Genomic DNA, 26,144 nt, shown 5'->3' on the forward strand with positions numbered 1-26,144 from the left:
TGTCCGGCAGGCCTCCGTTACGGCAAGCCGGTCTCGCGCCTCCGCAGGCGCGTGGTCCCGTCCGTCGAAGGCGCGCCGCCCAGCAGGACTCCGGTTCCCGCCGCGACGGCGCCCGTCACCAGGAATCCCGCAACAGGGGTCCCTGGGCAGAGGGCCCTGGGCAGAGATCCTCGGCGAGGCCCCTCGGCAGCGACCCACGACGGGGTCCCTCAACGGGGTCCGTCGCGGCGGGTGGGGCGGCGCACGGGAAGCGTCCCCTGGACGGGCACCGGCCGGTGACCACGTAGGCGCGTGGCACGGCTTGCCGTACAGGAGAGAAAGCCCCGGGCCGCCGTACAGGAGAAAGCCCCGGGCCGGACAGGCACGGGCGCGGCGGGCTGCGGGAGAGGACCCGCCCGGGAGCCCGGCAGGCCACGCAGGACATGTACGAACCGGAAGGACGTGGAGGAAAGCGAAGGACCCCCGGCCGGTCGGCCGGGGGTCCTTCAGAGAGCCGATCGTGCGCCGGACGGGGTCAGAGCTCCGTGGCCACCAGTTCGGCGATCTCCGCCGCGTTCAGGGCCGCGCCCTTGCGCAGGTTGTCGCCGCACACGAACATGTCGAGCGTGTTCGGGAAGTCGACCGCCTGGCGGATCCGCCCGATGTAGGTCGGGTCGGTACCCACCACGTCCACCGGCGTGGGCCACACGCCGTTGGCCGGGTCGTCCATGAGGACCACGGTCGGCGCCGCCTCCAGGATGCGGTGCGCGTCGGCCACGGTGATCTCGCGCTCGAACCTGGCGTGGACGGCCAGCGAGTGCGTCGTGATGACGGGCACCCGCACGCAGGTCGCCGACACCTTCAGGTCGGGGATGCCGAGGATCTTGCGCGACTCGTTGCGCAGCTTCAGCTCTTCGGAGGCCCAGCCGCCGTCCTTGAAGGAACCCGCCCACGGCACCACGTTGAACGCGATCGGCGCGGGGAACGGCGAGTCGGCGTCGAGCTTGTTGGCCAGCGCCTTGCGCACGTCACCGGCCGCCTGGCCGACGGAGCGGTCGCCCGCCAGCGCCTCGATCTCGTCGTACAGGCGCGCGGGACCGGCCACGCCTGCGCCCGACACCGCCTGGTAGGAGGCGACGACGAGCTCCTTGAGCGTGTACTCGGCGTGCAGGGCGCCGATGGCGGCCATCATCGACAGCGTGGTGCAGTTGGGCGTCGAGATGATGTTGCGCGGCCTGTCGCGGGCGTCGAGCGGGTTCACCTCGGGGACGACCAGCGGGACGTCGGGCTCCATCCGGAACGTGCCGGACTTGTCGATGGCGATCGCGCCCCGCTCGGCGGCGATCGGCACCCACTCGGCCGACACCTCGTCGGGGACGTCGAAGATGGCGATGTCGACGCCGTCGAACACCTCGGGCGCGAGCGCCTGGACGACGACGTCCTCGCCGCGGACCTGGAGGACCTTGCCCGCGCTGCGGGCGGAGGCGACGAGGCGGATCTCGCCCCAGATGTCCTCCCTGGTCGACACCAGCTCTCGCATCACGGTGCCCACGGCACCTGTCGCCCCGATCAGGGCAAGGGTGGGCCTGCTCATCGTCCGCTACCTCCGTACACCACTGCTTCAACCTGGTCCGAGTCGAGGTCGAAGGCGCGGTGCGCCGCGGCGACCGCCGCGTCGACGCCGTCCTGACCCACGATCACCGAGATGCGGATCTCCGAGGTGGAGATCATCTCGATGTTGACCCCCGCGTCCGCGATGGCGGCGAAGAAGGTCGCGGTGACACCCGGGTGCGAGCGCATGCCCGCGCCGACCAGCGACACCTTGCCGATCTGGTCGTCGTACTGCAGCGATTCGAAACCGACCTGGTCCTGGATGCGCTTGAGCGAGGCCAGCGCCGTCTGGCTGTCCGTCGCGGGAAGCGTGAAGGAGATGTCGGTACGGCCGGTCGCGGCAGCCGAGACGTTCTGCACGATCATGTCGATGTTGATCTCGGCTTCGGACAGCGTTTTGAAGATGGCGGCAGCCTCTCCGACCTTGTCGGGGACACCGACAACGGTGATCTTGGCCTCGCTCCGGTCGTGCGCGACGCCGGAGATGATCGGCTGCTCCATCTCGGTTCCTTCGGTGTAAGGGTCGGCCACGACCCACGTGCCTTCCTTGGTGCTGAAAGAGCTGCGCACGTGGATCGGCAGGTTGAACCTGCGAGCGTACTCGACACAGCGCAGGTGCAGGATTTTCGCCCCGCAGGCCGCCATCTCCATCATCTCCTCGTAGGAGATCCTGGGGATCTGCTGCGCCTGCGGCACGATGCGCGGGTCGGCGGTGTAGATGCCGTCGACGTCGGTGTAGATCTCGCAGACGTCGGCCGACAGGGCCGCCGCCAGCGCCACCGCGGTGGTGTCGGAACCACCGCGGCCGAGCGTCGTGATGTCCTTGGTGTCCTGCGAGACGCCCTGGAATCCGGCCACGATCGCGATCTGGCCTTCGTCGAGCGCCTCACGGATACGGCTCGGCGTCACGTCGATGATGCGCGCCTTGCCGTGCGTGGAGTCGGTGATCACGCCCGCCTGGGAGCCGGTGAACGAGCGCGCTTCGTGGCCCAGGTTGGCGATCGCCATCGCCAGCAGGGCCATCGAGATGCGCTCTCCCGCGGTCAGCAGCATGTCGAGTTCGCGGCCCGGAGGCAGCGGCGACACCTGCTCTGCCAGATCGAGCAGTTCGTCCGTCGTGTCACCCATCGCGGAGACGATGACGACGACCTCGTTGCCGGCTTTTTTCGTCGCGACGATCCGCTGCGCGACCCGCTTGATGCAGGACGCGTCGGCGACGGATGAACCACCGTACTTTTGCACAACGAGCGCCACGAGAGTCTCCCAGTCTGGACTGTGAGCTGCCAGTCTACTGGCGGCCTCTCATGGACCCGGAGGTTCAGCCCACTATGTGGACATTCAGGTGGAGAGCGCCTCTTCCGCCACATCCAGGCGGGTGTGCGCGGCGAGCGCCTGAAGTGCGCGCATGGCGGCGCCCGCGTGATTGCCCCACGTGTTGAAGTAGGAGTACTGCCACCACCACAACGCCTCGTGCGGCCGTCCCGCGTGATAGTGACGCAGACCGTGGATGAGGTCGGCGGCCACGGCCGTCAGGTCGTCGGACAGCCGGTACGGCGTGACCGCGGTGTCCTTGTAAGGGTCGAAGACCTCGGCGTAGTCGTCCACCGCCTCCAGGCGTTCGGCCAGTGCCGTACGGACCCCGTCGACGTCGGGATCCTCGCTCAGCGGCGGCTCCCAGTTGCCGGAGAGGATGACGTCCTGGCTGGCACCGAGCTGGGCGCCGGCCAGGCTCACCTGCGCGACCTCGACAAGCAGCAACGACCAGATGGCGTCGCCGCCCTCACCGCCCGCCACCCTGCTCAGGCCGTCAAGATAGTTCTGCGCGTGCCCTGCGATCTCGTCGGCGAGAACGCTCCACTGATCAGACATCCAGCAGCCTCCGTCCTTCGAACGCGCGGCCAAGGGTGACCTCGTCGGCGTATTCGAGATCACCACCAACAGGCAGGCCGCTGGCCAGTCGTGTCACTTTCACGCCCATCGGCTTCACCAGGCGGGCGAGATAGGTCGCCGTCGCCTCCCCCTCGAGATTGGGGTCGGTGGCGAGGATGAGCTCGGTCACCCGGCCGTCGGCCAGCCGGGTCATCAGCTCACGAATACGCAGGTCGTCGGGGCCGACGCCGTCGATCGGGCTGATCGCCCCGCCGAGCACGTGGTAGGTGCCGCGGAACTCGCGCGTCTTCTCGATCGCGACGACGTCCTTCGACTCCTCCACCACGCAGATCACGTGGGGGTCGCGCCGCGCGTCGCGGCAGATCCGGCACTCCTCCTCCGAGGCGACGTTGCCGCAGACGCGGCAGAACCGGACCTTCTCCTTGACCTCGAGCAGAGCGTGGGCCAGCCGCTTGACGTCGACGGGATCGGCCGCGAGCAGGTGGAAGGCGATCCGCTGCGCGCTCTTGGGACCGACGCCCGGCAGCATGCCCAGCTCGTCGATCAGGTTCTGTACGACCCCTTCGTACATGGCCTAGAACCCTGGAAGCTGGCCGAGACCGCCGCCGCCGAGCCCCTGGGCCAGCGGGCCGAGCTTCTCCTGCTGCAGGTCGGCCGCCGCGCGCACGGCGTCGCGAACGGCCGCGATGACCAGGTCGGCGATCGTGTCGGCGGTGTCCTGCGGGTCGTCGGCGTCGACGACACTCGGATTGATCTTCAGCTCGAGCAGCTCGCCGGATCCGTTGACGACGGCCGTGACAAGGCCGCCCCCGGCCGAGCCCTCGATCTGCGCGTCGTTGAGCTCCTGCTGGGCGCTCACGAGCTGCTGCTGCATGAGCTGAGCCTGCTCCAGCAGCTGCTGCAGGTTGACATCCCCTGGGTTCACCTTCGTGCGCTCCTCGTCGGCTCCGCGTCCGTAACTGTCACGAGCCTACGGTGTCTGAGCGCCGACATGTACTGGCAGGCACATGCGTTTCGACTTTGTGGACGGACGAGGCGTCATGGCCGGGTCCCAGCCCCCCTCCAGCGTCCGGGACCCGGCCATCACACCGACAGGAGCGGCCGCACCACGCCGGCGTGATGGGGGAACGCTAGTGAGAGCAACGTTGCACACACGTTGCGAGCGATCAATCACCCTGAGCAATCCCCCGAACGGCTTGCGGAGAGAGGTGATAACACGGATGCTTCGCCGTACAGCATGACTACCTGGAGTGGCCAATGAGTTACGGTCGGCGGCTTCGCCGGATCCTGGAGACAGGGGTCGGAACGCCGCGCCAGCTGATCAACGCCTCCTGGCAGCGGTCGATGGAGGCTGGCGTCGATCCGGAGCGTCAGACGGCACCGCTGGTCTATGACAGCGCTCTCATCAAGGACGTCCGCCGGGCGCACCCCCTGCAGCCTCTGCTTCCCATGCTCGCCCACACCCTGAAGCAGATGGCGGACGAGTCCGAGCACATCATGATCGTGACGGACGCCGAAGGCAGCGTCCTGTGGCGCGACGGCGACCACGGCACCATGCGCCGCGCCGACCTCGTGGGCCTCGCCGACGGACACCACTGGTCGGAGAACTCGGTCGGCACGAACGGCATCGGCACGGCGCTCGCCACCCGCAAACCCGTCCACGTCTACTCGGAGGAGCACCTGCTGCGCGTGCTCCACTGCTGGTCGTGCAGTTCGGCGCCGATCATCGACCCGGACACCGACACCGTCCTCGGCTGCGTCGACGTCAGCGGCACCACCCGGAGCCTCCACCCCGCCACCGTCGCGCTGGTCGCCACCACGGCCAGGCTCGCCGAAGCCCAGCTCGCGCTCAGGATGCACGAACGCGACGAACGCCTGCGCCGGCGGTTCGAGTCCCTGCTCCACCGGTCGGGCGTCCTGGTCACCTCCACAGGGCGGGTCCTGTCCGGCGATCCCGCGGGCCTGCTCGGTGCGCGTATCCAGCTGCCCGAGCCCAGCTCCGCCATCTGTCCCGCGGGGATCCTCGAACCGTTCTTCGACGGGTTCCTGCTGCGTCCCGCCGAGCCGTCGGAGGCGCTGCCGCTGCGGCTCACGTTCCTCGGCGAAGGCCAGCCCACGGTCCGGTACGGCGACCGCCTCCTGGCCCTCTCGCTGCGTCACGCCGAGATCCTGACCCTGCTCGCCCTGCACCCTCGCGGCCTCACCGCGGAGCAACTGTCCTATTACCTCTACGGCGACGACGGGAACCCGGCGACCATCCGCGCCGAGATCTACCGCCTGCGCACCCAGCTCGGCGGGGCCGTGGCGGCCAAGCCGTACCGGCTGGTGGCGCCCGTCGCCGCCGACTTCCTCGAACTGAGACGGCTCCTCGCGGGCAACGACGCCACCGCCGTCGCCCGCGCCTACACAGGGCCGCTGCTGCCCCGCTCGGAGTCTCCCGAGATCAGGTGCGCGCGGGACGAGCTCGAGGTGCAGGTCCGCACCAGCCTGCTCACCTGTGGCTCCGCCGACGACCTCTGGACGTACGCGCAGACCGTCAACGGCCGCGACGACTTCCAGGTCCTCGAACGCGTGGCCGCCACCCTGCCCTTCACCGACCACCGCGCCGCCGCCGCCCGCGCCCGCCTCTCCCCCTGACCATCACGGGACCCCTGCTCAACCCACCACGGAAACCCCTGCGCGAACCGCCACACGGGCTCCACCGCACGGCCCCTCACCGCGCGAATCCTCCGTCGGCCGTCCGCGCCGCCCTATTGCAGGCCATCCCGCGCCACCACGCGACAGAGCGGGGCCACACACCCCGGCGCCGTTTCCACCAGATCTTCTTCGCTCCAACGGCCGGCGAGTCCCTGCGAGCCGCCGCCCCCAGTGGAAGCCCCGGAACCGCACGTCCCACCAGATCCATGGGGCCCGCAGCCGCGACGCGGGCCCGTCGAACCCCGTGGTACCGGTCCAGGGCGCTCGATGCGACGCCGAGGTTCCGGCCGGACGAGAACGGCCCTTCCGGGTGGCCTGGAACGGCCCTTCCGGGTGGCCGGTCAGGTGTGGTCGATCTCGCCGATCATCTGGGCACCGAGCTCGCGCTGGAGCAGGGCCATGCCGCTGAGCTCGTCCACGTCCGCGTTGGCGTCGTTGAGCGGGTCGACCTCATCGGACTCGGGCCCGCGGTTGCGTCCTGGGATCGCGTCGGGCCACGCGCCCGCGTTGCCGCCGCCACCCTGCCGGGCGGTGGGCGTGCGAGGGCCGGCCTGCGCGGCCGCCTTGGCCGCCGACCTCGCCGCGGCCAGCCCTGGACTGGGTGTACGGCTCGTCGCCTGCGCGGGGCTCGGCATCGGCGGCGTGCCGAAGTCATGGTCGTCGGGCGCCTGGGGCCACGACTCGTCGGTCGTCAGCCGTTCCCGGTCCTGACCGTCCGCACCGTCTCCGGCCGCCGGCGCCGCGCCGCCCGGTCCGGTGTTCCCCGCTCCGGTCGCCGCGGTGTGCGCGGATCCGGCCGACTGGGCCGCCGCGGCCGGCGAGCCGTTCGCCTGTCCCGAAGCCCACGACGCGTCACCCTGCCCGCTCTGCGCGGCAGAGCCGTCCTGCGATGTCACGCCGGCCGGAGAACCCGGGCCGCCCTGTCCTGCGCCGAGCCCACCCGCGGAGGCAGGACCACCGGGAACGCCCGAGGCGCCGGGTCCGCCAGGGGAAGGGTCGTCAGAAGCGGCGGGCCCGTCGGAAGAGGACGACCCGCCGGCGGAGCGGCCCTGCTGGGACTGCCCGCCCTGGTGGGAGGGGCCGGCCGGCGAGGAGGTGCCGCTGCTCTGAGGAGGCGGGGCGCCCTGGGCCGAAGGGCCGGTCTGGGCGCGGGGGCCCGGCTGGGGACCGCGTCCTGCCTGAGGAAGGGGAGAGCCGCCGACGACGGCCTCGACCCGCCAGTTTCCGCCCATCACGTCGCCGAGCGCACCGGCCACGACCGCGTCCTTGCCGCCGCCGGTGAAGTTCTTCATCGCGCCGACCTGGCTGAACCCGAGGGTGACCACGTTGCCCTCGACGCCGACGACCTGGGCGTTGGTGTTGACGTTCGCCCAGACGACGATGCTGCGCTGCTTCAGCGCGGCCAGGACGGCGGGCCACTGCTGCTGGAGTGGGCCCGCACCGCCCATCGCCGCAGGAGCCTGGGCCTGGGCCTGGGCCTGGGCCGGAGCGTGGTGGACCGGCTCCGGTTGCGGCGCGGGAGCACCCGGCCGGACGGGCTCGGGCCAGTCGACATCCGGACCAGCGACCGAACCAGGCGAAACGCCGCCCGCTGGGGCGCCGCCTGCGGGGACGCCGGACAGGGAAGCACTGGACGCGGGGGCACCGGACACGGGCCCGCCGTGCGCGTCGGCACCGCGAGCGCCACCGCCGTGGCCGCCCGGAGCCGTTCCGTCGAAAGAGGGGCCGGACGCGGCCGTCCCGGCCCGCGTGCCGGAGCTGTCGCCTGCGACGCCACCGGCCGGCATGCTCACCGAGCCGCCTGCCGTACCCGACGAGGGGACCGAACGGGCGGCCATCTGGGCGACGACCCCGCCGCGCTCGAGCCGTTCGAGACGGGTGAGAAGGGCCGCCTCGCCCTGCGCGGCCCCCGGGAGCAGGACCCGCGAGCACATCAGCTCCAGCAGCAGCCGCGGCGACGTGGCGCCGCGCATCTCGGTGAGGCCCGCGTTGAAGACCTCGGCGGCGCGCGTCAGCTCGGCGGGCCCCATGGAGGCCGCCTGGGCGACCAGCCGGTCGAGCTCGTCGGCGGGACGGTCGAGCAGGCCGCTGGTGGCCGCCTCGGGGACGTTGGCGAGGATGACGAGGTCGCGGAAACGTTCGAGGAGGTCGGCGGCGAACCTCCTGGGGTCGTGGCCGCCCTCGATCACCCTGTTGACCGTCTGGAAGACCGCCGCGCCGTCGCGCCTGGCGAAGGCGTCGACCACCTCGTCGAGCAGGTCGCCGTCGGTGTAGCCGAGCAGCGAGACGGCCTTGGCGTAGGTGATGCCGTCGTCCTCTGCGCCCGCGAGGAGCTGGTCGAGGATGGACAGCGAGTCACGCGCGGAGCCCGCGCCCGCGCGCACGACCATCGGCAGCGCCGCAGGCTCGAAAGGGACGCTCTCGGCGGTGAGGATCTCCTCCATCAGCGCCTTGAGCGTCGCGGGCGGCATCAGCCTGAACGGGTAGTGGTGGGTCCGCGACTTGATCGTGCCGATGACCTTTTCCGGCTCGGTCGTCGCGAAGATGAACTTCAGGTGCGGTGGGGGCTCCTCGACGAGCTTGAGCAGCGCGTTGAAACCCTCGCGGGTCACCATGTGCGCCTCGTCGATGATGTAGATCTTGAAGCGGGCGGAGACCGGGGCGAAGAACGCCCGCTCACGCAGGTCGCGCGCGTCGTCGACGCCGCCGTGGGAGGCCGCGTCGATCTCGATGACGTCGAGGTGGCCAGGACCGGTGGGGGCGAGCGCCACGCAGGACTCGCACTCGCCACAGGGGTCGGGCGTGGGGCCTTTCTCGCAGTTGAGTGAGCGGGCCAGGATGCGCGCGCTGGAGGTCTTGCCACACCCTCGGGGGCCGCTGAAGAGGTACGCGTGGTTGATCCGGCCGGTGCGAAGCGCCTGCCGCAAGGGATCGGTGACGTGCTCCTGACCCTTGACCTCAGCGAAGGTTCCGGGCCGGTACTTGCGGTAAAGCGCAAGACTCATGCGACCATCCCGCCTGCGAGGGGGCTTTCAATGAAGAGACCCCTCGCACACCCGCCAGAGCCCGCTTATCCTTGCTGCCTTCCGGCCCTGGGGAGGTTCACAGGATGACGCCACGCGAGGGGTCCCTGGACAGTCTAGCCCCGTACGGCAGTGCTCGCTCCCGCTAAATCGTGGTCTCTTCACCATGAAGAGTCCGGTAAGCTTCTCGACGGAGGATTCGCCTAGTGGCCGAGGGCGCACGCTTGGAAAGCGTGTATAGGGCAACCTATCGGGGGTTCAAATCCCCCATCCTCCGCCAGCTCAGAGGGGTCATGCTTCACACCGAGGCATGACCCCTCTGACGCTCCGTCTCAGTTTCCGTCTCAGTTGAGGGACATGCGACCATTTCGAACCCCTCAACACGAGGCTCGGCTTATGATCAACTGTTCCCCATGGAAGCCGTACTCGCCGGGCTCGTCGCTATCGCTGGAACGCTGCTGGGGTCGTTCGTGACGTATGTCTTCCAGCAGCGCGCCGCCAAACGAGCCGAACAGTTCACGCTCTCGGCGCGCCTCCGGGAAGAGCGTATGACCGTCTACAGCGGATTTGCAGGCGCCGTACTGGAGTTCCGCTCTGCCCAGTACAACCGCACGTTGCTCGACTTCAGAAGCAAGGGAAGTCCGGAGTACGAGGAAGCCAAGGCATCCGCTTACCAGCTTCGGGCAGTTGCATGGCATTCGCTCTATCGAGTCCACCTCCTCTCGGAGGATCCCGAGATCGCTCGATTGGCCGATGCCGCAATGAGTCTTGCAGCCGACATGCAGAATGCCGAAGACAGGACCGCCTTGACTCAGCAAGGCGACACCGTTCGTCGGGCCGTCGAGGCGTTCGTATTGGCAGCCTCAGCCGAGGTCAAAACCGCCAGGCCGGTTGCACAGGTGGGAGGCCGCTCCAACGTGATGCCTCCCACCGACTCTTCCTTGCCTACTCCCAGATGAGGCCGCCTACCTGCCTCGCGACATTCTGACGGATGCCGTCGGTCACATGCTGGTAGCGGGCTGCCATGCCCGAGGTGGACCAACCCATGATGGACATCACGGTTCGCTCGGGCACGCCGAGGATGAGCAGGACCGTGGCGGCGGTATGCCGGGCATCGTGCAGGCGTCCGTCTCGCAGGCCAGCGGCTTTGAGTAGGGCCTTCCACTCGTGGTAGTCGCTGTACGGGCTGACGGGCTGGCCGGTCGCCGTGGTGAAGACCCAACCGCCCTCTTGCCAGAGTTGGCGGGCGGCCTCCCGGTCCTTGTCCTGCTCTGCCTTGTGCTTGCGCAGCAGATCCACCAGTTCGTCAGGTAGGCCGATGGTGCGTCTTCCGGCCTTGCTCTTGGTGTCGGCGGTGGCCTGGTTGATCTGCTCTCGCTTCGGGCAGAAGCCGGGCTTCCGGCCACAGGGCTTGTCTCCGCAGCCGTGGGCGTACTTGGGCCGTTGGCGGCTTCGCCGTACTCGCAGCGTGCCCTTGTCGAGGTCTACGTTCTCCCAGCGCAGCCCGAGGGCTTCCCCCTGACGTAGGCCGAGGGCCAGCGCGATTCCCCACCTCGCGCTGTTCCTCGGCAGTTCCTCGGCGGCCTTGAGCAGGCGACGGATCTCGTCAACGTCGTACGGCTCTATCTCCTCATCCGAGAGCACCGGGGCCTTGGCCAGAGTCGCCGGGTTCTTGGAGAGGTGGCCGCGCCGCACGGCCTCGTTGAGCGCCGCTCGGATGGTGCGGTGCACGTGGTGAGCCGTACCGGCTGAGCTGCCCGAGCGCTGCATCTTGGCGTAGAGCTTTTCGAGGTGCTCGGGCTGCAACTTGTCGAGTCGGTGAGCGCCGATGCCGGGGATGAGGTGCTTGGTGACATCCACCTTGTAGCCGGAATGCGTGCTCTCACGGATGGCGGGCGGGACCGCGATGTTCTCGATCCAATGGTTGAGCCACTTCTCAACCGTCCAGCGCTGGCCAGCCTTGCGGACGTTCCCGCCGTCGCGCTGCCGTTCCAACTCGCGAACCGCCTTGATGACCTCGGCTTCGGTCTTCCGCTCGATGTGGCGGCGGTCGGGCTTGCCGTCATCCTTGACGCCCACGGTCACGCGACCGTGCCACTTGCCATCCTTTCCGAAGTAGATGCTCGATGCGCCGTTCGGCTTCCGCTTGCCCATACGCACCTCCTCAGGCTGCGCCACGCTGAGCAGGGCAGTTCGCCCGGAGCGTGGCCACGTAGTCGGTCAGGGATTCCGCGGGAACGCGGCGCAGTCGTCCGATAAGGACGGACTCGATGACGCCAGTGGTAAGGAGGTGGAACATCTGAGTGCGGCCAATCCTGAGCCGTCGCGCGGCCTCCTCCACGGTCAGAAGCAGCGCGTTATCTTCGGCTCTGTTGGGCACGGGCGTGTCGATGTGCTGAATGGTCACGGTGGGTGCCTTTCAGGCTCATGATCGGTGCGGGTGGGTGCCTCGGCGGGGTGCTTGGCGGCGTGTTGCCAAGGCGTTCGGTGCGCGGTTGGAGGGGGTAGCCGTACCAGCCGTACCAGCCTCGTTTTGCCTGGTCAGGGCTGGTACGGCTTTTTGGGTGGTACGGCTCAAGCCGTACCAAGGTTGGAAGCCGTACCGCTTTGACCTGCGGAATTGAGGCTGGTACGGCTGGTACGGCTTCCCCTCTCGAACGGGACCACGTCGCCCTCGGGGACGGGTTCGACAGAGGGGCAGTAGCGCGCCCAGGCGTCGGCGAAGTCGGCGCGCTGGTAGCCCTTGGCCTGCCCTGTGGGAAATCGGATCGTGGTCGGGCGGATGTCGTACTCGCGCAGCATCGTGCCGAGCTTCATCGCCGTCAGCCCTGCGGGTCCGTGGTCGGCCCATTCGCCTTCGGGGTCGGCTTTGAGGCGTTCCAGCAGGACGGCGGTGGGCAGGGCGGTGTCGGTGGCGAAGGCGGTACGGCAGGCGGCCAGCAGCCGTACGCGCGCCGAAGTTTGGCCGTTGTCGTCGGCTTCGGCGGTGAGCGCCAAGGCGGCGGCGCGTGCGCGTTCAGGCCAGGTGCCGCCCGCGTGGTCGGCGACGATGACCAGGGGTTCCCAGGTGTCGGCAGCGCGGTCTTCGACGGGCATGCCGGGTTCTGCCTGTTCCAGGGTGGCCAGGTCGGCGCGTAGCCACTGTTCCAGGTGGGCGGCGAGCTGGCGTAGCGGGGAGCGGTCGCGGCGGTGCCGGTAGGGGGCGGCGCTCTCGCCGGGGGCGCGCCGGCGCATCCGGATGACGACGGCGCGGTCTTCGATGGTGTCGGGCATGGCGCCGATTCCGGCGAGCGCAGCCATAGCGAAGGTCGGAATGCTCTCGACGCGGTTGGTGGCTGCGTCGTAGCGCTTGGCGGGCCGATTGCGCTGGTGTCCCGCGTTGAGCAGGCCGCGCAGGTCTTCGTTGCCGTCTGCCTTGGGACCGAAGATGGTGTCGGCCTCGTCAACCAGCATCGTTGGCGGGTCATCGGTGATGGAGCGGTAGACGGCGGCGCTGGAGGAGTTGACGGTGATGAACGGCTCGTGACAGGTGGCTTCCACGACGTCGAGCAGGCGGGACTTACCGCACCGCTTTTCCGGGCCGCGGATGACCAGGCGTGGGGCGTGCGCCCACGCGGGTTGGGCGTGGCTGGCGGCGATCCACAGCGTGACGGCGTCGGCGGCCTCGGCGCTGGGCAGGATCACGTACCGGGTCAGGGCGGCGCGGAGCTGGTCGAGCAGGTCCGCGCCGGTTGGTGTGCGGTGAGCCATGGGTCCTCCCTCGGTGGTGCTCATGCCGTCCTTCGGCGGCTTGGTGGGGCCGCCTTGCCAGCGGCCAGCCCGCAAGCGATGACGGCGGCGAGCTCGCGCGGGGACATCGGCTCGCGGTCAGTCACGCGGTAGTTGGCCACCTCGGCGGCGCGGGCCAGGGTGGCGATGACGATCTGTTCGGGCAGCACGTGGCGAGCCACCAGCCGACCGAGGTTGAATGCGGCGCGGTTGAGCGTCCAGTTGCGTTGCCCGCCGGGTGCGTTCGCCACGTCAGCGGCCTCGGCGCGTAGGGCGGCCTCGCCGTACCTGCTCAGCCGATGTACGGGAACATCGGCGAGCACATCCGAACAGGTGGCCGAGGGCGGTGGCGCGGGCTTCAACGCCTCGGCGAGCCATGCCGGGAGCGGTGCGGGTGCTCGGTCCTTGACGACCTCGTACGGGCCGCTACCGTCCGGCAAGCTGACGTAGCTGCCGGGGCCGACCACATACCCGCCATGCGCGCGGGTGTCGATCAGCCAGCCGAGGCCGTTGCCCTTGCGTCCGGCGGTGTTGCTCAGCCGCACACCCTCGGGAGCGGCGAAGTACAGATGCAGGCCACCGCGCCGGGTTCGTACGGTCAGGGTGTCGCCGGGGTAGAGCTGGCCTCGGCGCTCACACAAGAGGCGGAAGACCTGCTCTCCAGTTGTCGCGCCGACCTCGGCGGCCTCCGCGGGCGGCATCTCGCCGGGTTTGGGCATGTCGAGGTCGATCACGACCAACTTCGAGGGTCCGCAGGCTACGCCGAGGTTGTACGGCGCTCGCGGCCAGAACGCGGCGATCCGATCAGGGTCGTCGGTGGCGTGCGTCTGCCAGTCGGTGAAGCCGCGTAGCGGCATCTTGCCGTGCGGGGTGAGCGGGAAGAGGCGCCAGCCACGCGCGGCGGCGTGGAGGGCGGCGGTGGTGAGATCGGGGCGTCCTGCCCCCATTGGACGCTCTTGGATGGTGGCCTGGTGAAGCGTCCAATGGGGGGATGGTGTGGCGGTGTGGGTCATGCTGCCTGCCTTTCGGTCTCGGTATGCAGGGCGGCGGTCAGGGCCTGTTCCAGACACACCTTGTGGACCGGTCGCCCGTCGTCATCGCGTAGGAAGCACGGGCGGCGGCAGAGACGGCAGGGGCGGCGGCGGCCACCGCCCCAATGTCCGGGCTGGCGGTTCCAGGTCAGGGACACTCGTCCCTGCCAGAGCCGGTAACCGGTACGGCTGGCTGTCATGCTGTTTGGTGCCTCCCTCGTGATCAGGTGAGGTGGGAAGGGCCTCGGTGGTCGTGCTTGGCGGCTAGGTCGCCGAGGCCGCATCCCATGGGATGAGATCTAGAACGGCGGTCGGTCTCCGGCCGGGGTGGCGTTGGCCCACGGGTCGTTCATGCCGTTCTCGTGGCCGTTGCGGGAGGCGCGGGCGGCCTTCTGTGGTTTGGCGGTGGCGAACCGCAAGGATGGGCCGATCTCGTCAACGGCCATCTCGATGACGGTCCGCTTGTCGCCGTCGCTGGTCTCGAAGCTGCGCATCTTCAGGCGGCCGGTAGCGATGACGCGGGTGCCGCGGGTGAGCGACTCACAGACGTGGTCAGCGAGGTCGCGCCATGCCGAGCAGCGCATGAACAGGGCCTCGCCGTCCTGCCACTGTTCGACCTGCTTGTTGTAGGTGCGGGAGCTGGAGGCGATGGTGAAGCCCGCCACGGCGGTGCCGTTCTGCGTGTAGCGGATCTCGGGGTCATTGGTCAGGTTGCCGATGAGGGTGATCGTGGTCTCGCCGGACATGAGCGGTCTTCCTTCCGTATGGTCAGGCGGCTTGATCGGTTGACTGTCCGCCGTGGCAGCTCCAGGGAGAGCAGCCGTCTGCGGGGCCTTCTTCGAGGTCGTCAGCTATGGCCTCGAAGAGATCGAGCTGGCGGTCTTTCCACTCGGTGCGGGTGACTTTGTCGATGGGGGCTTCGTCGAGTGGGAGCAGGCTGCGATGCAGGTAGGGCTGTTCCTTGATGCCGCGCAACGGCACAGTGCGCAGCTCACGGTCGAAGGCGACGGCATCGGCCCATTCGTCGGGATGGTTGTCTCGGAGTTCGCGCCACTGGCGGTTGCCGTGGAAGGGGCAGCCGATGCAGGCGCTCTTGGGCGTGGACTCCCATCCAGAGCCGCGCAGGTAGCGCAGGCAGTCATTGCGGGTCCACCCGATACGGCCATCGGCCGCGCCGGGCAGGTCCAGCAGCGGGAAGGCGTTGCGCAGGTACCGCACCCGTGCGTCCTTGGCGCGGTGGAACTCGTCTCGGCTGATGCCGATCCACTGCTCGGCGAAGGTGTCGGATGGAACTGGGCGTGGGTGCGGGTAGCCCAGCAGCCTGCGCACCTCGGCTTTGATCGGGTTGACCTTGTATTCCTCGGTGCACTGGCGGCGCACCATGGCCGCGCTGGTTCCCGAGCGGTCTTTGACGAACACCGGGATTCGTACGAACGCCCCTTCGGTGAGGGAGTCGTTGCGCAGGTCTCCGGTGATGCGTTGGGCGTTGCTGGTTGCCTTGACGCGCAGGATCGGGATTCCGGCAGGCCGGGCGATCTCGTTCTCGATCCGGTCAAGGTGGTCGTAGACCGTCTTGGGTTCCCAGCCGGTGTCGGCGAAGATGGCGGCATCGATGGTGGGGAGGCGGCCTTCGGCGGCCAGTAGAAGCAGCGTGGTGGACTGGACTCCGGCGCCCAGGCTCAGCACGCGAAGTGTGGGAGCTACTGTGATCACGGCTGTTCTCCTTCGCGGATGGGCTACCGGGTGCCGTCGCGGTGCAGGCGGCGGAAGTAGACGTAGAGCTGCCAGCCGATGCGGGGCCGCATGCCGGTGCCGTCGCAGGCGCGGCAGGTGCGGTTCTTGCCGCCAGGGGCGCAGCGTCGGCAGACGCCCCACGGGGAGGCGACACAGAAGCCGACGTAACCGAGAGTGATGAACGGTAGGCAGACCACTAGCAGGACGATGGCGGTAGCCATGGGGCCTCCAGGGCCGATTCGGGGGTTTGCGCAGGTCAGGGTCTAGGCGCTAGATCCCTGGTAGGGCGGCGTTTTGGGCTCTAGGGGAGCCTCTAGACCTAGAGGGGTCGGCCTCTAGATCTAGAGGTGATCGGGGGAGCTACGAAGCCGCCCCGTGGTCACGCTTCGTGATGGCGGTGGTGATGTCGTCGCGGGCGATGCCGATGCGGTTGGCACCCTTGCTGCCGCCCTCGGGGGTGCCCCACACCTGCATGGTGCGCACGCCGTACGGCTTGAGCGCGGTGGTGAGCTGACCGGTCTTCGCGCCGCCCTCCAGGGCCGTCCATGCGCCGTAGGCGTCGGGCCGCAGCTCGGCGAGGCGATCCACTACGACCTCGTTCCACACCTTGGCCTCGGAGGTGGGGACCACGGCCAGGATGTCGGCGAGCAGGTCGAAGGACGGGGTGATCTGCTCGGGCTCCTCCCCCAGCGCGTACCCGGACAGGGTGCCAGCGGCCTTGCGCAGGGCCAGGGCGCGATCGGCGATGCGCTGAGTGGCGGGGGTGTCGAGGTAGGCGGACTTGACCACCTTGGGCATCGGAGTCGCGCCGACCAGGTAGCCGGTACCGGCGTCGGCCTCGGGGACGAACACCGTGGCGCGGATGCCGTTCTTGTAGGCCGACGTGCCGAGGATCATGTCGTTCTCGATCTGTCCTGCGACGCGCAGGCAGAACCGGATGGACACGTTCGCGGAGATGCCGGTGGGCAGGCTGTCTTTGTCCGGGCGCTGGGTGGCCAGGATCAGCACCACGCCGAGGGCGCGCCCCAGCTTGATGATGAACTCGGCGTCCTGACCTGCCTGAGCGCCGTACTCGGGGTGGGCGAACAGGTTCTGGCACTCGTCGAAGATGGCCACCAGCGGGTGCAGGCCCAGGGAGCGCCTGTCGGCGATCTGCCGGGTGACGCGCTTGTCCGGGCACAGGTCCGGGGGCAGCGACTTCAGCGCGGCGGAGCGGCGCATGACCTCCTTGCGCAGCAGGGACAGGGAGTCGGCGGCGTAGGCGATGGCCTCGTCTTCGATGCCGGACACGTAGCGGTGGCACACCGGGGCGTAGGGGTCCAGGTCGCCGGTGCCCTTGAGTTCGTGCATCCATGCTTCGGTGCTCGGGTCCAGCACCACACCCGCACCGAGGTCGCGCACCGATGCTGTCTTGCCCTGACCGGGTAGGGACCCGATCAGGATGTTGTGCTGGATCAACGGGATGGTGACCAGCCGTCCGCGTGGGTCGTTGCCGAACGGGATGCCCTTGAACACGTCGTGCGAGGCTGCCTTGAGCAGGGGCGACTTGACGATGGTCTTGGACAGGTCCTTGTCGCCGACCCACAGGATCAGCCGACCTTCGTGGATGCTGGAATCGCCCTCGGGCCAGATGCAGCCCAGCGGGCGGCGCAGCGCGCCGGACATGCGCTCGCGCTTGTCGAGGATGTCGCCGACCGTCACGCCGTACGGCAGGTCGATGTCGGCGCGCCAGCCGGGGCCGTCGCGGGTGATCGGGGCGACGAACCGGATGGCGTCCTTGGGGTTCTTGGCCATCGCCTGGTTGATGCCAGCGATGCTCAGCACGGTCAGCGCGCGGATGACGATGTCGCTGGTCAGCTTCTCCACCGAGGACGGGACCACGGCGCGGTTGATCAGCGGACGGTCGGCGGGCTTGCCGATGAAGCCGAGAGCGGCCAGCGCGACGGCAAGGGCCGCCCACTGCACGTGGGTCGGCTGGTTGGCCACGATGATGGCGACGACCAGCAGCGTCACCAGCGCGGCACCCGTAACCCAGACGCGCAGGCGGACGCGGGAGTCGCGCTGGCGGGACAGCTTGATGTATGCCTCGGGGTCTTCCTTGCGGACGGTGGCCATCCGTACCGGCTCGCCTTCCAGGTCGAATGTCCACCGCACCATGCCGCCGACCAGGCGGATGAAGCCGCGTGGGGAACGGATGGCCAGCCGTCCGCCATACAGCGGCGCGCGGGCGAGCTGGTAGGCGCTCACGTGTGCGTAGTGCAGGCCGACCCACCGCAAAGTTTCGGCGGCCTCGGCGCGCGAGCGCAGCCACAGCGGGACGATCGGCTGACGGGTGCGGGCCTTGGCCTCCAGGTCCGTCCGCCAGTCGGGCCGGTCGGTACCGGGCTGGTCAACGCGGACGATCGCGCCTTCCAAGACCGGTCCGTCCGCAGGACGGGCGAGCCGGGAGGGGGCGTCGTCCGGCAAGTCGAAGACCGGTCCGTCCGGCTGTCCGTCCGTTGGGTCGGACGGCTTGCCGTAGGGAGACCGTCCGGCACGGACGGCATCGAGCGGGACGACTTGCGCACCGGGACCGTCCGGCCTCGCGTCCGGGGCGTAGTCCGAGCGTCCGTCCGCAGCGTCCGGGCGGCTGTCGTCCGGGTCGGCGGGGTGGAACGGGTCGTGCGTCATGATGAGGTCACCTCGTGCTCGTTACGGGTTGCGGGGTGGCAGGGCGCGGCCTAGGTTCTTGGCGGAATGGGGGCCGCGCCCTGGTCTGTCGCAGGCGGGGACGATGCGCGGTCGGGCCGCGTGCCGTCCGGTCGGAGGGTCGGGCCAGTGTGGGCGGACGGTCCGGGAGAACGGTCCGGGCGGCGGGTCATGCGGCTTCGCTGTCCGGCTGGCGTTGAGCCGGTACGGCCTCGGCGGGGTCGATCGGGGCTTCGGCCTTGAGCCGGGCCAGCAGCGCCGAGGCGCGGTCGGAGGAGATGGACTGTCCGGCCTCGCGGACGGCGGACAACAGCCGGTCACGGGTGAGGGTGAGACCGCGTGCTTCGAGGTCGGCGGCGACCTGCCAGCCGAGCGGCATCAGGTCGTCCACGTCCGGCGCCGCGGTGGTTCGCTTCGCCGTACGGGTCCGCTTGCCGTTGGGTGTGGGGCGCTTGCGCGGGGCGGGCGGCAACTCGGCGAGCGGCGGCGCGGGCGGCGCAAGTCGTACCGCATCGGCTTTGATCGGGGCGTCCTTCGGGGCGAGCTCGCCGAGGCGGTACAGGGCGCGCTCGCGGCGGCTGGCCTTGAACCGCCACAGAGCGCCGTACCGGTCCTGTAGGTCGGTGCGGGCCAGGATGCGGTCACGCTCGCGTTCCAGGGCGTCGGGGTAGCTGCGGACCTCCCACAGCACCATGCGCCGCCACAGGGCGAACGTCGGCAGCGGGGCCAGCAGCCAGCGGGAGCGGCGGATGCCGTCCATCCGGTCGGGCTTGACCAGGTCGGCGCGCTTGCGGATGACGTGCGCGCCGACCTCCACGGCGGCGACCCACAGCAGCGGCAGCAGCGCATGAGCCACCACCGCGAACCAGTCGATCCGATCGACCTTGAGGTAGTCGGCCACGTTGAGGTAGACCGTCGCGGCGGTCAGCGCCCACGGGATGAACCGCAGCCAGCGAACCCGCATGCCGAGGCGGGCCAGCACGATATCCAGCGCGGAGAACACCGCGATGCCCAGATCGATGCCGAGCGGCACGGTCCAGGAGAACCAGCCGAACGACGGTTCGGCGGCGTCGGCGACGCGGTCGAAGCTGTTGACGAAGCCGAGCATGCCCAGCACACCGGTCACGCCCGCGGTCACGGCAACGGCGGTGTGCTCGCCCTCGGTCAGCGGGCGGGGCGCGGTGGGAGTCGGAGGACGGTCAGTCATCGCCGACCTCCACATAGACGCGGACGGACGGCTGTGCGGGGATTGCCGAGCACAGGCCCTTGATGGCGGAGATGGAGAAGGTCTCGCGCAGAGTCATCACGGCGTCGGCGACCTCGGCGGGCGTGCCGGTCAGGCGGATGGACAGCATGGTCGGGTCTCCATTCGTGGTCAGGCGGCGGCGGGGTGGGCGCAGTCGAGGCAGGTGCCGAGGTGGCGCGGCAGCACGTAGCCGACATCGCGCAGGCACTCGGGGCAGGTACGGCGGGCAGCGTTGGCCTTACCGAGGGCGGCGAGCTGCCGCGGGCTGGCGGTCCGCTTCGGCAGCGCGAAGCGCACGTCATACAGGTAGGCGGCACGCAGGCCGGGCGCGCCGTAGCGGCGCGAGCGCCACAACACCTGTGCCTGGACGCCCTGCCCCGCGGGGCGCAAGCCCTCGGCGGCGAGCTGGCGAAGGGTGAGCAGGTGCGGCGGGGCCATCTTCCACGGGTAGGTCGGGATGCCGTAGCGCTGGCCGGTCGGGTCCCAGAACCGGGCACGGATGCGGCTCACCGCAGGCCACCTCGACGACCGCGCGTCGCGATCACGTCCGGCGTGCGGATCTGCACGTTCAGCACGCGGCGGGTGAAGGCGGCGGCAGGTCCGGGGGTGTCGTAGGTCAGCGACTGGGTTCGTTCCTCGCGGCGGATGCTGACCGCCATCACGGCCAGCCCGATCACGAGGCAGAACGCGGCCAGCACGCCGGTGCCGATGACGACTTTCCAGAAGTCAGCCAGCCAGACGGCCAGCAGGGTGGTCGGGCCGGGCAGGACCAGCCCGGTAACACGCAGGAATACACGCATGACGGGATCTCCCAGCAGGAATCAGGGGGGAATGGGATTAGGCGCGCGCCGCGTCTGAGGGCGTCGGGCGTTTGAAGTACAGGAGGGTGTGCCGGTTGTAGGCGTTGAAGACGGCAGAGACCAGTTCCCAGCCGTCGATGCCGAGCTGGTTGAGCTCGCTCTCGCTACAGCGGTCGCGGATGCAGTACTCCCAGGTGCCCATGTCAGGCCACGTCCTCAGCCCACGCCGTCCACCGGTCCAGTTCGGCGGCGTACTCGGTGGTCTCGGCGGGCGTGCGGCCAGCCCAGATGCCGTAGGTCGGGCGGACGTCCATAGCGTAGAGACCGCAGAAGATGCGGGCCGGGCAGGTGGCGCAGATCTCGCGCGCCACGGCCTCGCGGGCGGCGCGCTCGGCGGCGGTCTCGATGGTGAAGCGTGGGCCGGTGTGCAACTCGGGATCGTAAGTGCACTCGGGAAGCGGCGGCTCACCGTCCACGCGCCACGTCGCTTCGACCTCGAACAGCGACATACGCGACGGATGAATCGGGCGGTGCGTCATCATGGCGGTACTCCTTGACGGGCCTATCGGTGGATCGGACGGGAGGGCCGGGGACGGCTCGTGTCTTGGCGGGCAGGGCCGCCCCCGGCGGGGCAAGGTCACTTGCTAATGGCCTTGATGAACTCGGCGAACTGCTGAGCGCCGGTCACGGTCGCCTCAAAGGCCCACTTGACCGCCACGGCAGCGCTCTGCGGGTCGGTGAAGAGGTAGATGACAAAGCCGATCAGGAACAGCGTCGGCAGGAACCGGCCGACGCTCTTGGCAGGCTGCATGGGGGAGCTCTCCTTGGCTTGATGAACCCGGCAGAGCAGCCGGAGCGCCCCGGCAGGGAGTCGAACCCTGCCTGCGACCATCAGGGCGGTAGAGCGCAGGTCAGCCGAGCAAGTCAGCGCCCGAGCATGTCCGTGAGCTACTTGAACCAGCGTGCCGACGTCGCTCGGTCCACACCTTCGATCGCGGCGTTGATCTCGGCTTTCGTGGCACCGCGATACGCCTTGTCCCCTGCGGCTTTCGCTCTCTGCCACGCTCGATCGTCTTCGCGATCTATCGCGTCCTCCCGATCGAGATCTGCCTTGATCATGTCGATGACCTTGTCTCGCCTCACAGTCGGCGGAGTGGCGTCCTTTTTCTTACTGGAGAACAGGCCCATGACGATCTCCTTCGATGAGTGGGTGTGGCGTGCCCCGGCGGGGAGTCGAACCCTGCCTTCGACCATCGGGGCGGTCGGAATGGCTATGCGGCCAGCCGGTCGGGCTCCAGCGCGAAGAACAGGACGTTGAGCGAGGTCGCGCGGGTCTCGCGCTTGGCCAGTTCGAAGATCTGCATGTAGATGTCCATGCGGGTCGCGCCGGGCGGGATGTCCACCGTGTTGGAGAAGGTGGCGTTGCCGAAGCCGCCGCCGGTGGGCCACTGCACGGTGATCACCCACATGTAACGGTGGGTCTGCCCGGTGTCGCTGGTGGTCTGAGGTGCGCCGTTGGTGGCGGTGTTCATGGTGAAGACTCCCTTGGATGGAAGGTGGGAACGGGTAGTGACCGGGGTCGTTGCCCTGGTCGGGGCGCCTTTTGTCGGGAGGCGGTGGCCCTTCGTCGTCACTGTTGAGTTCTCAAGCGTTCAAGTGCGACAGCCCGTTGGCGCGCGGCTTCCGCCGCCTTCCCAGGTCTTCCGGCTGCGCTTCCCGCCTGACCAACTTGGCTAGGCAGGTCGTACAAGAGTCATGTTGACCGACCTGCCTAGCCATGTCAATAGGCTCGCCGAAGTTGGCTAGGGATGCTGTGCAGGATGGGCTACTATGAGTGCATGAGACTTGACCCAGACGACCCGCGTCCGCCGTACATGCAGGTGGCCACGCAGCTCAGAGCGGCGATCCTGACCAGGAAGTTCGCCCCGGGAGAGAAGCTCCCCTCAGGCCCCGAACTCTCCAAGACGTTCGGCGTGGCGCGTCAGACGATCCAGCAGGCCATCAGGGAACTGCGTGAAGAGGGCCTGATCGTGTCCCGCCAGGGAAGCGGCGTGTTCGTCCGCGAGAAGACCGCCAAGCCGGTCGGGCTACGTCCGCACATCGAAGAGGCGTTCAAGCGGGGCGAGGTGTCCATCGACTTCGCAGGGTTCTCCGGTGAGACCCTGCACGGCGCGGTTCAGGAACCGCTGGACAACATCCGCGCGGGACGCCTCACACCACAGAAGATCACGATTCGCCTGCTCCTACCCGACACCAGCAAGCCCTGGTCACTCCCCTGCCGGGTGGACAACCTCCAGGACGAACCACTGTTCCGCCAGCGCGCCGAGAAGATCACCTCACGTCACGCCCAGGCGATCGTGGAATCCGTCCACGAGCTCCGTGACCTTGGCCTGGTGCCCGCAGCCTCGGCAGAGGTCCGGGTCAGCGGCGAACCACCACGCTTCAAGATGTACGTCATCAACAACGAAGAGGCGTTCTTCGGCTACTACGCCGTCTCCGAGCACACCGTCGCCCTCGGTGGCGAGCCGGTAACCATGTGGGATCTGATGGGCAAGGACACTGAGCTGTTCCACTTCGCCCTCAGCGATGGCCCCGAGTCCACCTCAGCGCAGTACGTACAGCAGTCCACCGCATGGTTCGAGGCGGTATGGAACTCCGTAGGGCGCGAGGTGACGTGATGGCCACGACAGGACCACAGGCCGTACGAGACGTCATGGGCAAGGCCCGATACCTGCTCATCGACTTCGACGGGCCGATCTGCAACATCTTCGCCGGACTTCCCGCGCCCCAGGTCGCGGCCAGTCTCCGTACGATGCTCGAAGATCAGGGGATCAGCCTGCCGGAATCGATCCACCAGATAGACGACCCACTGGAGATCTTCCGCTACAGCGCCACACTCGGCGATGACCTCAACCGCAAGACCCTCCAGGCCCTGACCGACCTGGAGGTAGAGGCCACAGCGACCTCTCTCGCTACCCCGGGGACCTTGGATCTTCTTCATCAAGCTCGTGTGCAGGGAAAGCCTGTGGCGGTCGTCAGCAACAACTCGAATGCCGCCGTCATGGCCTACCTAGACCGTCACGAGCTGACGGGTATGTTCGCGTACGTCTCGGCGCGCATGAGCCCCGATCCGTCCCTGATGAAGCCGAGCTCTCATCTGCTCAGTCAGGCGCTCACCCATCTCGAAGCCGACCCTGCTCTGTCTCTCCTGGTGGGCGACTCCCTGACTGACATCGAGGCCTCGCACGCTGCGGGGGTGGTTGCTGTCGGATACGCCAACAGACCGGGGAAAGCTGAGCGGCTCGCCGCATCCGGCGCCGATCTGATCATCGACAGCATGGCCGAGCTCGTCCTGTGAGCCAAGGTGCGCTCTATCGCGCCAGGCCGGAGAAGATGCGACGCCACAGGGCCTCTGCCTTCCGCCAGACATCCCAGTCGGTCTCTACGATGGCCGGTGGGCGCTGGCGGGAGTCGATGCGGCGAATGAAGTACAGCCCGCTGGCCGCGCACAGCTCGTACACCACGGACTGACACGAACAGGTGTGGGCGCGAACCCGCACACGGTCGGCACGGGCCGTAGGTTCCCGCCAGGTCACGGCCACCGCGTCGGCACACGCCATCGCCGGATGCGGACCGTGGTAGGTGGAGAACTCGGACATACGCTCACCGCCCTTCCAGCTCAACGACAGGCCGGTTACCGGCCTCGGGAGTGGCTTAACCATACTTAACCATGGTTACCCTTGGAAGGGCGTGAGTATCCACAGGTCAGCACGGGTGCATACGGTTTCACACGTGGTGATCGAATGGCGGGAGAACGCACCCAAGTGGGTCCAGGTCGCCGAGGTCCTCAAAGCCAGGATCGCGGACGGCGCCTACCCCGTTGACTCACGCCTACCGTCACAACACGAGCTGGTCCGCGAGTTTGAGATCGCGCCGAACACGGCGCAGAAAGTGCTCTCCCGTTTGCGCGAGGAAGGCGTCGCCTATTCCGTGCGCGGCCTCGGAACGTTCGTCGCGCGAGGGGCAGAGCAACTGCCGATCATGCAGGATCGCGAGAATGGATGAGATCAGTTTCCGTCTCAGTTCCCGTCTCAGTCCATAGCCGTTCGGGGGCGTTCAGGGCCGTACAGCGGGGCACCCAAGCCCAGGTGAAACGCCCTGTCGGACCCTTCTGAACAGAGATCAGCAGGCTTGGAAAGCGTGTATAGGGCAACCTATCGGGGGTTCAAATCCCCCATCCTCCGCCAGCTCAGAGGGGTTGTGCCGTGATCAGCGACACAACCCCTCTTGCTTTGGCACCGGCGGGAAGCGCCGTCGAGGGGGTAGCGACCTCGTTCGCGCCTCTGCCTGCTTCTGTCGACTCCCCAAGCCGGACGCTCCGCTGAGCCGGCGTCCACCTTTCTCCCCTGATGCATCGCGCTTCTGAGAGATCGAGCTGATCGCTCGTACCGCGGACCGCGACCGCGATGCCGTCCAGAAGCATCTTCAGCCCGAACTCGAATTCCTCATCGCTTCCCACCCCGGCGATGTCGGTGGCATGCTGCACCATCCGGGGATGGCTCTGCGGCCCCCAGGCCTCAACGGTCGCAAGGCCAGGTGGACACGCTCACGGAGTAGTCGCCTCCCGCGTCCGGCGGGAACCAGACCGACATCTGGACTTGAGAGCCCTCGACGCCCTTCACCACACATTCCTCACCGTCAGGCGAGCCTTCGCCGGAGACGACCTGCCAGCCATGTCGAAGGGCGATGGCGCGGTAGTAGGACACCACGTCTTCCTGCGAGGTCTGCTGCCGTGCCGGTCGATAGGACCGGTCCACGGATGCGAAATAGTCGTCGGTGTCACAGCCGGAACCGCGCTCCCCATGCGGGACGGCACCGGGCGGACGTGCGTCCAGAATGTCGAACGGCACCAGGGCCTCGTCTATGCGGTCGTACTCCTCACCGCACCTGCCCTCCGTAACAAAGGTCAACACGGGGCTCGCGACGATGCCGATCACGGCGAGGAACGCGACGACCACCATCAGCACAGCCGCGCGCGCCTTTTTCATGATCCGACCATAGAGGGCCCTGACCGCACAGACGGGTCACCAGCGGCCCCGAACGGCACGGGATCGGTGGCTGTGGGCCGTCGCGGGTGCCGGACCACGTCATACGCACCGTCACAGGCTCTCGCGCGGCGCCGTACGGGCGCATCAACTACTCTTGATCACCCCCAGTCAAGATATTTCAGGAGGCATCCCCCATGGGCGGTATCAGGCGAAGTGCGATCGTCGCGCTCGGCACGGCGGCCGCGCTGGCGGTCTCGGTCGTTGCGAGCAGTCCTGCCATGGCGGCGTCGTCGCCGATCGAGGCCTGCGGCGGCGGGAGCTACCACGTCATCGACAGCAAGGCGTTTGGTACGTCCGCCACCGTCTATCTGCTCTACAACGGGTCGACCAACTGCGTGGTCACCTGGAAGCAGGGTTCCGCCGTGGGCAACAGCGTCTGGGTGCGCGCGGTGGTGCAGGCGTACGGCTCGCCGGGTGTGGTGGACGCGAACTACTACCGCTATTACGCCGGCCCGGTCAAGGTCAAGGCGCCGGGCAAGTGCATCATGTGGGGCGGCTCGTACGGCGACCAGTGGTACGAGAGCCCCTTCGAGCACTGCGGCTGACACCCTCCGCGGAAGGACCAGAAG

General features: G+C 68.6%; 30 protein-coding genes, 1 tRNA gene and 1 other RNA gene. 7 read left to right on the top strand and 25 right to left on the bottom strand.

Going from position 1 to position 26,144, the window contains the following annotated elements:
* Positions 1-514 precede the first annotated feature (514 nt).
* The 5 genes from AC3EO4_RS08355 to AC3EO4_RS08375 all read right to left on the bottom strand — a co-directional run bounded on the left by AC3EO4_RS08355 (position 515) and on the right by AC3EO4_RS08375 (position 4,405).
* Positions 515-1,573 carry an aspartate-semialdehyde dehydrogenase gene (locus tag AC3EO4_RS08355; protein WP_431894631.1) on the bottom strand — a complete coding sequence of 353 codons (1,059 nt, stop codon included), beginning with the start codon at positions 1,571-1,573 and terminating at the stop codon, positions 515-517.
* A complete protein-coding gene (locus tag AC3EO4_RS08360) occupies positions 1,570-2,844 on the bottom strand; it encodes an aspartate kinase (protein WP_379572900.1) in 1,275 nt (424 codons plus the stop codon). The genes AC3EO4_RS08355 and AC3EO4_RS08360 overlap by 4 nt, the downstream gene beginning before the upstream one ends.
* Positions 2,845-2,928: 84 nt before the next feature.
* Positions 2,929-3,459, bottom strand: a complete 531-nt coding sequence (locus AC3EO4_RS08365) for a DUF5063 domain-containing protein (protein WP_358132987.1) — start codon at positions 3,457-3,459, stop codon at positions 2,929-2,931.
* Positions 3,452-4,051: a recombination mediator RecR gene (gene recR, locus AC3EO4_RS08370; protein ID WP_379572899.1), complete on the bottom strand. Its 600-nt coding sequence runs from the start codon at positions 4,049-4,051 to the stop codon at positions 3,452-3,454. The genes AC3EO4_RS08365 and recR overlap by 8 nt, the downstream gene beginning before the upstream one ends.
* Positions 4,052-4,054: 3 nt before the next feature.
* Positions 4,055-4,405, bottom strand: coding sequence for a YbaB/EbfC family nucleoid-associated protein (locus tag AC3EO4_RS08375; protein WP_379572898.1), 351 nt, complete (start codon positions 4,403-4,405; stop codon positions 4,055-4,057).
* Between the two features lie 332 nt (positions 4,406-4,737).
* On the opposite strand from AC3EO4_RS08375, the gene AC3EO4_RS08380 reads away from it, so the two are divergent.
* Positions 4,738-6,117: a helix-turn-helix domain-containing protein gene (locus tag AC3EO4_RS08380; protein WP_431894634.1), complete on the top strand. Its 1,380-nt coding sequence runs from the start codon at positions 4,738-4,740 to the stop codon at positions 6,115-6,117.
* A gap of 401 nt (positions 6,118-6,518) precedes the next feature.
* Here the strand turns inward: AC3EO4_RS08380 and AC3EO4_RS08385 are convergent, their stop codons facing one another.
* Both AC3EO4_RS08385 and ffs read right to left on the bottom strand, forming a co-directional pair.
* A complete protein-coding gene (locus AC3EO4_RS08385; RefSeq protein WP_431894636.1) occupies positions 6,519-9,182 on the bottom strand; it encodes a DNA polymerase III subunit gamma and tau in 2,664 nt (887 codons plus the stop codon).
* Positions 9,183-9,213: 31 nt separating this feature from the next.
* Positions 9,214-9,309, bottom strand: an RNA gene (ffs, locus tag AC3EO4_RS08390) — signal recognition particle sRNA small type.
* An 83-nt stretch (positions 9,310-9,392) separates the two neighbouring features.
* On the opposite strand from ffs, the gene AC3EO4_RS08395 reads away from it, so the two are divergent.
* Both AC3EO4_RS08395 and AC3EO4_RS08400 read left to right on the top strand, forming a co-directional pair.
* Positions 9,393-9,480, top strand: a tRNA-Ser gene (locus AC3EO4_RS08395).
* A gap of 133 nt (positions 9,481-9,613) precedes the next feature.
* Positions 9,614-10,159, top strand: coding sequence for a hypothetical protein (locus tag AC3EO4_RS08400; protein WP_431894638.1), 546 nt, complete (start codon positions 9,614-9,616; stop codon positions 10,157-10,159).
* Here AC3EO4_RS08400 and AC3EO4_RS08405 read toward each other — a convergent pair.
* The 17 genes from AC3EO4_RS08405 to AC3EO4_RS08485 form a co-directional block, all read right to left on the bottom strand.
* Positions 10,146-11,354, bottom strand: a complete 1,209-nt coding sequence (locus AC3EO4_RS08405) for a tyrosine-type recombinase/integrase (protein ID WP_431894639.1) — start codon at positions 11,352-11,354, stop codon at positions 10,146-10,148. The genes AC3EO4_RS08400 and AC3EO4_RS08405 overlap by 14 nt on opposite strands.
* A gap of 10 nt (positions 11,355-11,364) precedes the next feature.
* Positions 11,365-11,607 (bottom strand): excisionase family DNA-binding protein, encoded by a 243-nt coding sequence (locus tag AC3EO4_RS08410; protein WP_431894641.1) that lies wholly within the window; start codon positions 11,605-11,607, stop codon positions 11,365-11,367.
* 167 nt (positions 11,608-11,774) lie between these two features.
* Positions 11,775-12,950 (bottom strand): DUF3631 domain-containing protein, encoded by a 1,176-nt coding sequence (locus tag AC3EO4_RS08415; RefSeq protein ID WP_431894643.1) that lies wholly within the window; start codon positions 12,948-12,950, stop codon positions 11,775-11,777.
* Positions 12,951-12,970: 20 nt separating this feature from the next.
* Positions 12,971-13,915, bottom strand: coding sequence for a bifunctional DNA primase/polymerase (locus AC3EO4_RS08420; protein ID WP_431894645.1), 945 nt, complete (start codon positions 13,913-13,915; stop codon positions 12,971-12,973).
* Between the two features lie 383 nt (positions 13,916-14,298).
* Complete coding sequence (locus tag AC3EO4_RS08425) at positions 14,299-14,745, bottom strand: single-stranded DNA-binding protein (RefSeq protein WP_431894647.1); 447 nt, start codon at positions 14,743-14,745, stop codon at positions 14,299-14,301.
* 22 nt (positions 14,746-14,767) lie between these two features.
* Complete coding sequence (locus AC3EO4_RS08430; protein ID WP_431894649.1) at positions 14,768-15,712, bottom strand: adenine nucleotide alpha hydrolase family protein; 945 nt, start codon at positions 15,710-15,712, stop codon at positions 14,768-14,770.
* Between the two features lie 23 nt (positions 15,713-15,735).
* Positions 15,736-15,954, bottom strand: a complete 219-nt coding sequence (locus AC3EO4_RS08435; RefSeq protein ID WP_431894651.1) for a hypothetical protein — start codon at positions 15,952-15,954, stop codon at positions 15,736-15,738.
* Between the two features lie 139 nt (positions 15,955-16,093).
* Positions 16,094-18,403: a cell division protein FtsK gene (locus AC3EO4_RS08440; protein ID WP_431894653.1), complete on the bottom strand. Its 2,310-nt coding sequence runs from the start codon at positions 18,401-18,403 to the stop codon at positions 16,094-16,096.
* Positions 18,404-18,590: 187 nt separating this feature from the next.
* Positions 18,591-19,628: a DUF2637 domain-containing protein gene (locus tag AC3EO4_RS08445; protein ID WP_431894654.1), complete on the bottom strand. Its 1,038-nt coding sequence runs from the start codon at positions 19,626-19,628 to the stop codon at positions 18,591-18,593.
* Entirely contained in the window at positions 19,621-19,776 is a 156-nt protein-coding gene (locus AC3EO4_RS08450; protein WP_431894656.1) for a hypothetical protein, read from the bottom strand. Before AC3EO4_RS08450 ends, AC3EO4_RS08445 begins: the two co-directional genes overlap by 8 nt.
* A 20-nt stretch (positions 19,777-19,796) precedes the next feature.
* A complete protein-coding gene (locus tag AC3EO4_RS08455; protein WP_431894658.1) occupies positions 19,797-20,177 on the bottom strand; it encodes an RRQRL motif-containing zinc-binding protein in 381 nt (126 codons plus the stop codon).
* Complete coding sequence (locus AC3EO4_RS08460; protein ID WP_431894660.1) at positions 20,174-20,467, bottom strand: hypothetical protein; 294 nt, start codon at positions 20,465-20,467, stop codon at positions 20,174-20,176. The genes AC3EO4_RS08455 and AC3EO4_RS08460 overlap by 4 nt, the downstream gene beginning before the upstream one ends.
* A 37-nt stretch (positions 20,468-20,504) precedes the next feature.
* A complete protein-coding gene (locus AC3EO4_RS08465; RefSeq protein WP_431894662.1) occupies positions 20,505-20,669 on the bottom strand; it encodes a hypothetical protein in 165 nt (54 codons plus the stop codon).
* Position 20,670: 1 nt separating this feature from the next.
* The gene (locus AC3EO4_RS08470; protein WP_431894664.1) at positions 20,671-21,009 is read right to left on the bottom strand and encodes a WhiB family transcriptional regulator; all 339 of its coding nucleotides are present in this window, start codon (positions 21,007-21,009) and stop codon (positions 20,671-20,673) included.
* A gap of 95 nt (positions 21,010-21,104) precedes the next feature.
* Complete coding sequence (locus AC3EO4_RS08475) at positions 21,105-21,278, bottom strand: hypothetical protein (protein WP_183654249.1); 174 nt, start codon at positions 21,276-21,278, stop codon at positions 21,105-21,107.
* Between the two features lie 137 nt (positions 21,279-21,415).
* A complete protein-coding gene (locus tag AC3EO4_RS08480; RefSeq protein WP_431894666.1) occupies positions 21,416-21,655 on the bottom strand; it encodes a hypothetical protein in 240 nt (79 codons plus the stop codon).
* 83 nt (positions 21,656-21,738) lie between these two features.
* Entirely contained in the window at positions 21,739-21,999 is a 261-nt protein-coding gene (locus AC3EO4_RS08485; protein ID WP_431894668.1) for a hypothetical protein, read from the bottom strand.
* A 306-nt stretch (positions 22,000-22,305) separates the two neighbouring features.
* On the opposite strand from AC3EO4_RS08485, the gene AC3EO4_RS08490 reads away from it, so the two are divergent.
* The 3 genes from AC3EO4_RS08490 (at position 22,306) to AC3EO4_RS08500 (ending at position 24,532) form a co-directional block, all read left to right on the top strand.
* Complete coding sequence (locus AC3EO4_RS08490; protein WP_431894670.1) at positions 22,306-23,145, top strand: GntR family transcriptional regulator; 840 nt, start codon at positions 22,306-22,308, stop codon at positions 23,143-23,145.
* Between the two features lie 35 nt (positions 23,146-23,180).
* Positions 23,181-23,825 carry an HAD family hydrolase gene (locus tag AC3EO4_RS08495; RefSeq protein WP_431894672.1) on the top strand — a complete coding sequence of 215 codons (645 nt, stop codon included), beginning with the start codon at positions 23,181-23,183 and terminating at the stop codon, positions 23,823-23,825.
* Positions 23,826-24,259: 434 nt separating this feature from the next.
* Positions 24,260-24,532, top strand: a complete 273-nt coding sequence (locus tag AC3EO4_RS08500; protein ID WP_431894674.1) for a GntR family transcriptional regulator — start codon at positions 24,260-24,262, stop codon at positions 24,530-24,532.
* Positions 24,533-25,044: 512 nt separating this feature from the next.
* Here the strand turns inward: AC3EO4_RS08500 and AC3EO4_RS08505 are convergent.
* A complete protein-coding gene (locus AC3EO4_RS08505; RefSeq protein ID WP_431894676.1) occupies positions 25,045-25,515 on the bottom strand; it encodes a hypothetical protein in 471 nt (156 codons plus the stop codon).
* Positions 25,516-25,709: 194 nt separating this feature from the next.
* Between AC3EO4_RS08505 and AC3EO4_RS08510 the strand changes: the two genes are divergently transcribed.
* Positions 25,710-26,120, top strand: a complete 411-nt coding sequence (locus AC3EO4_RS08510) for a hypothetical protein (RefSeq protein WP_379572894.1) — start codon at positions 25,710-25,712, stop codon at positions 26,118-26,120.
* The last annotated feature ends 24 nt before the right edge of the window (positions 26,121-26,144 follow it).

It is taken from the genome of Nonomuraea sp. bgisy101, from assembly GCF_057708945.1.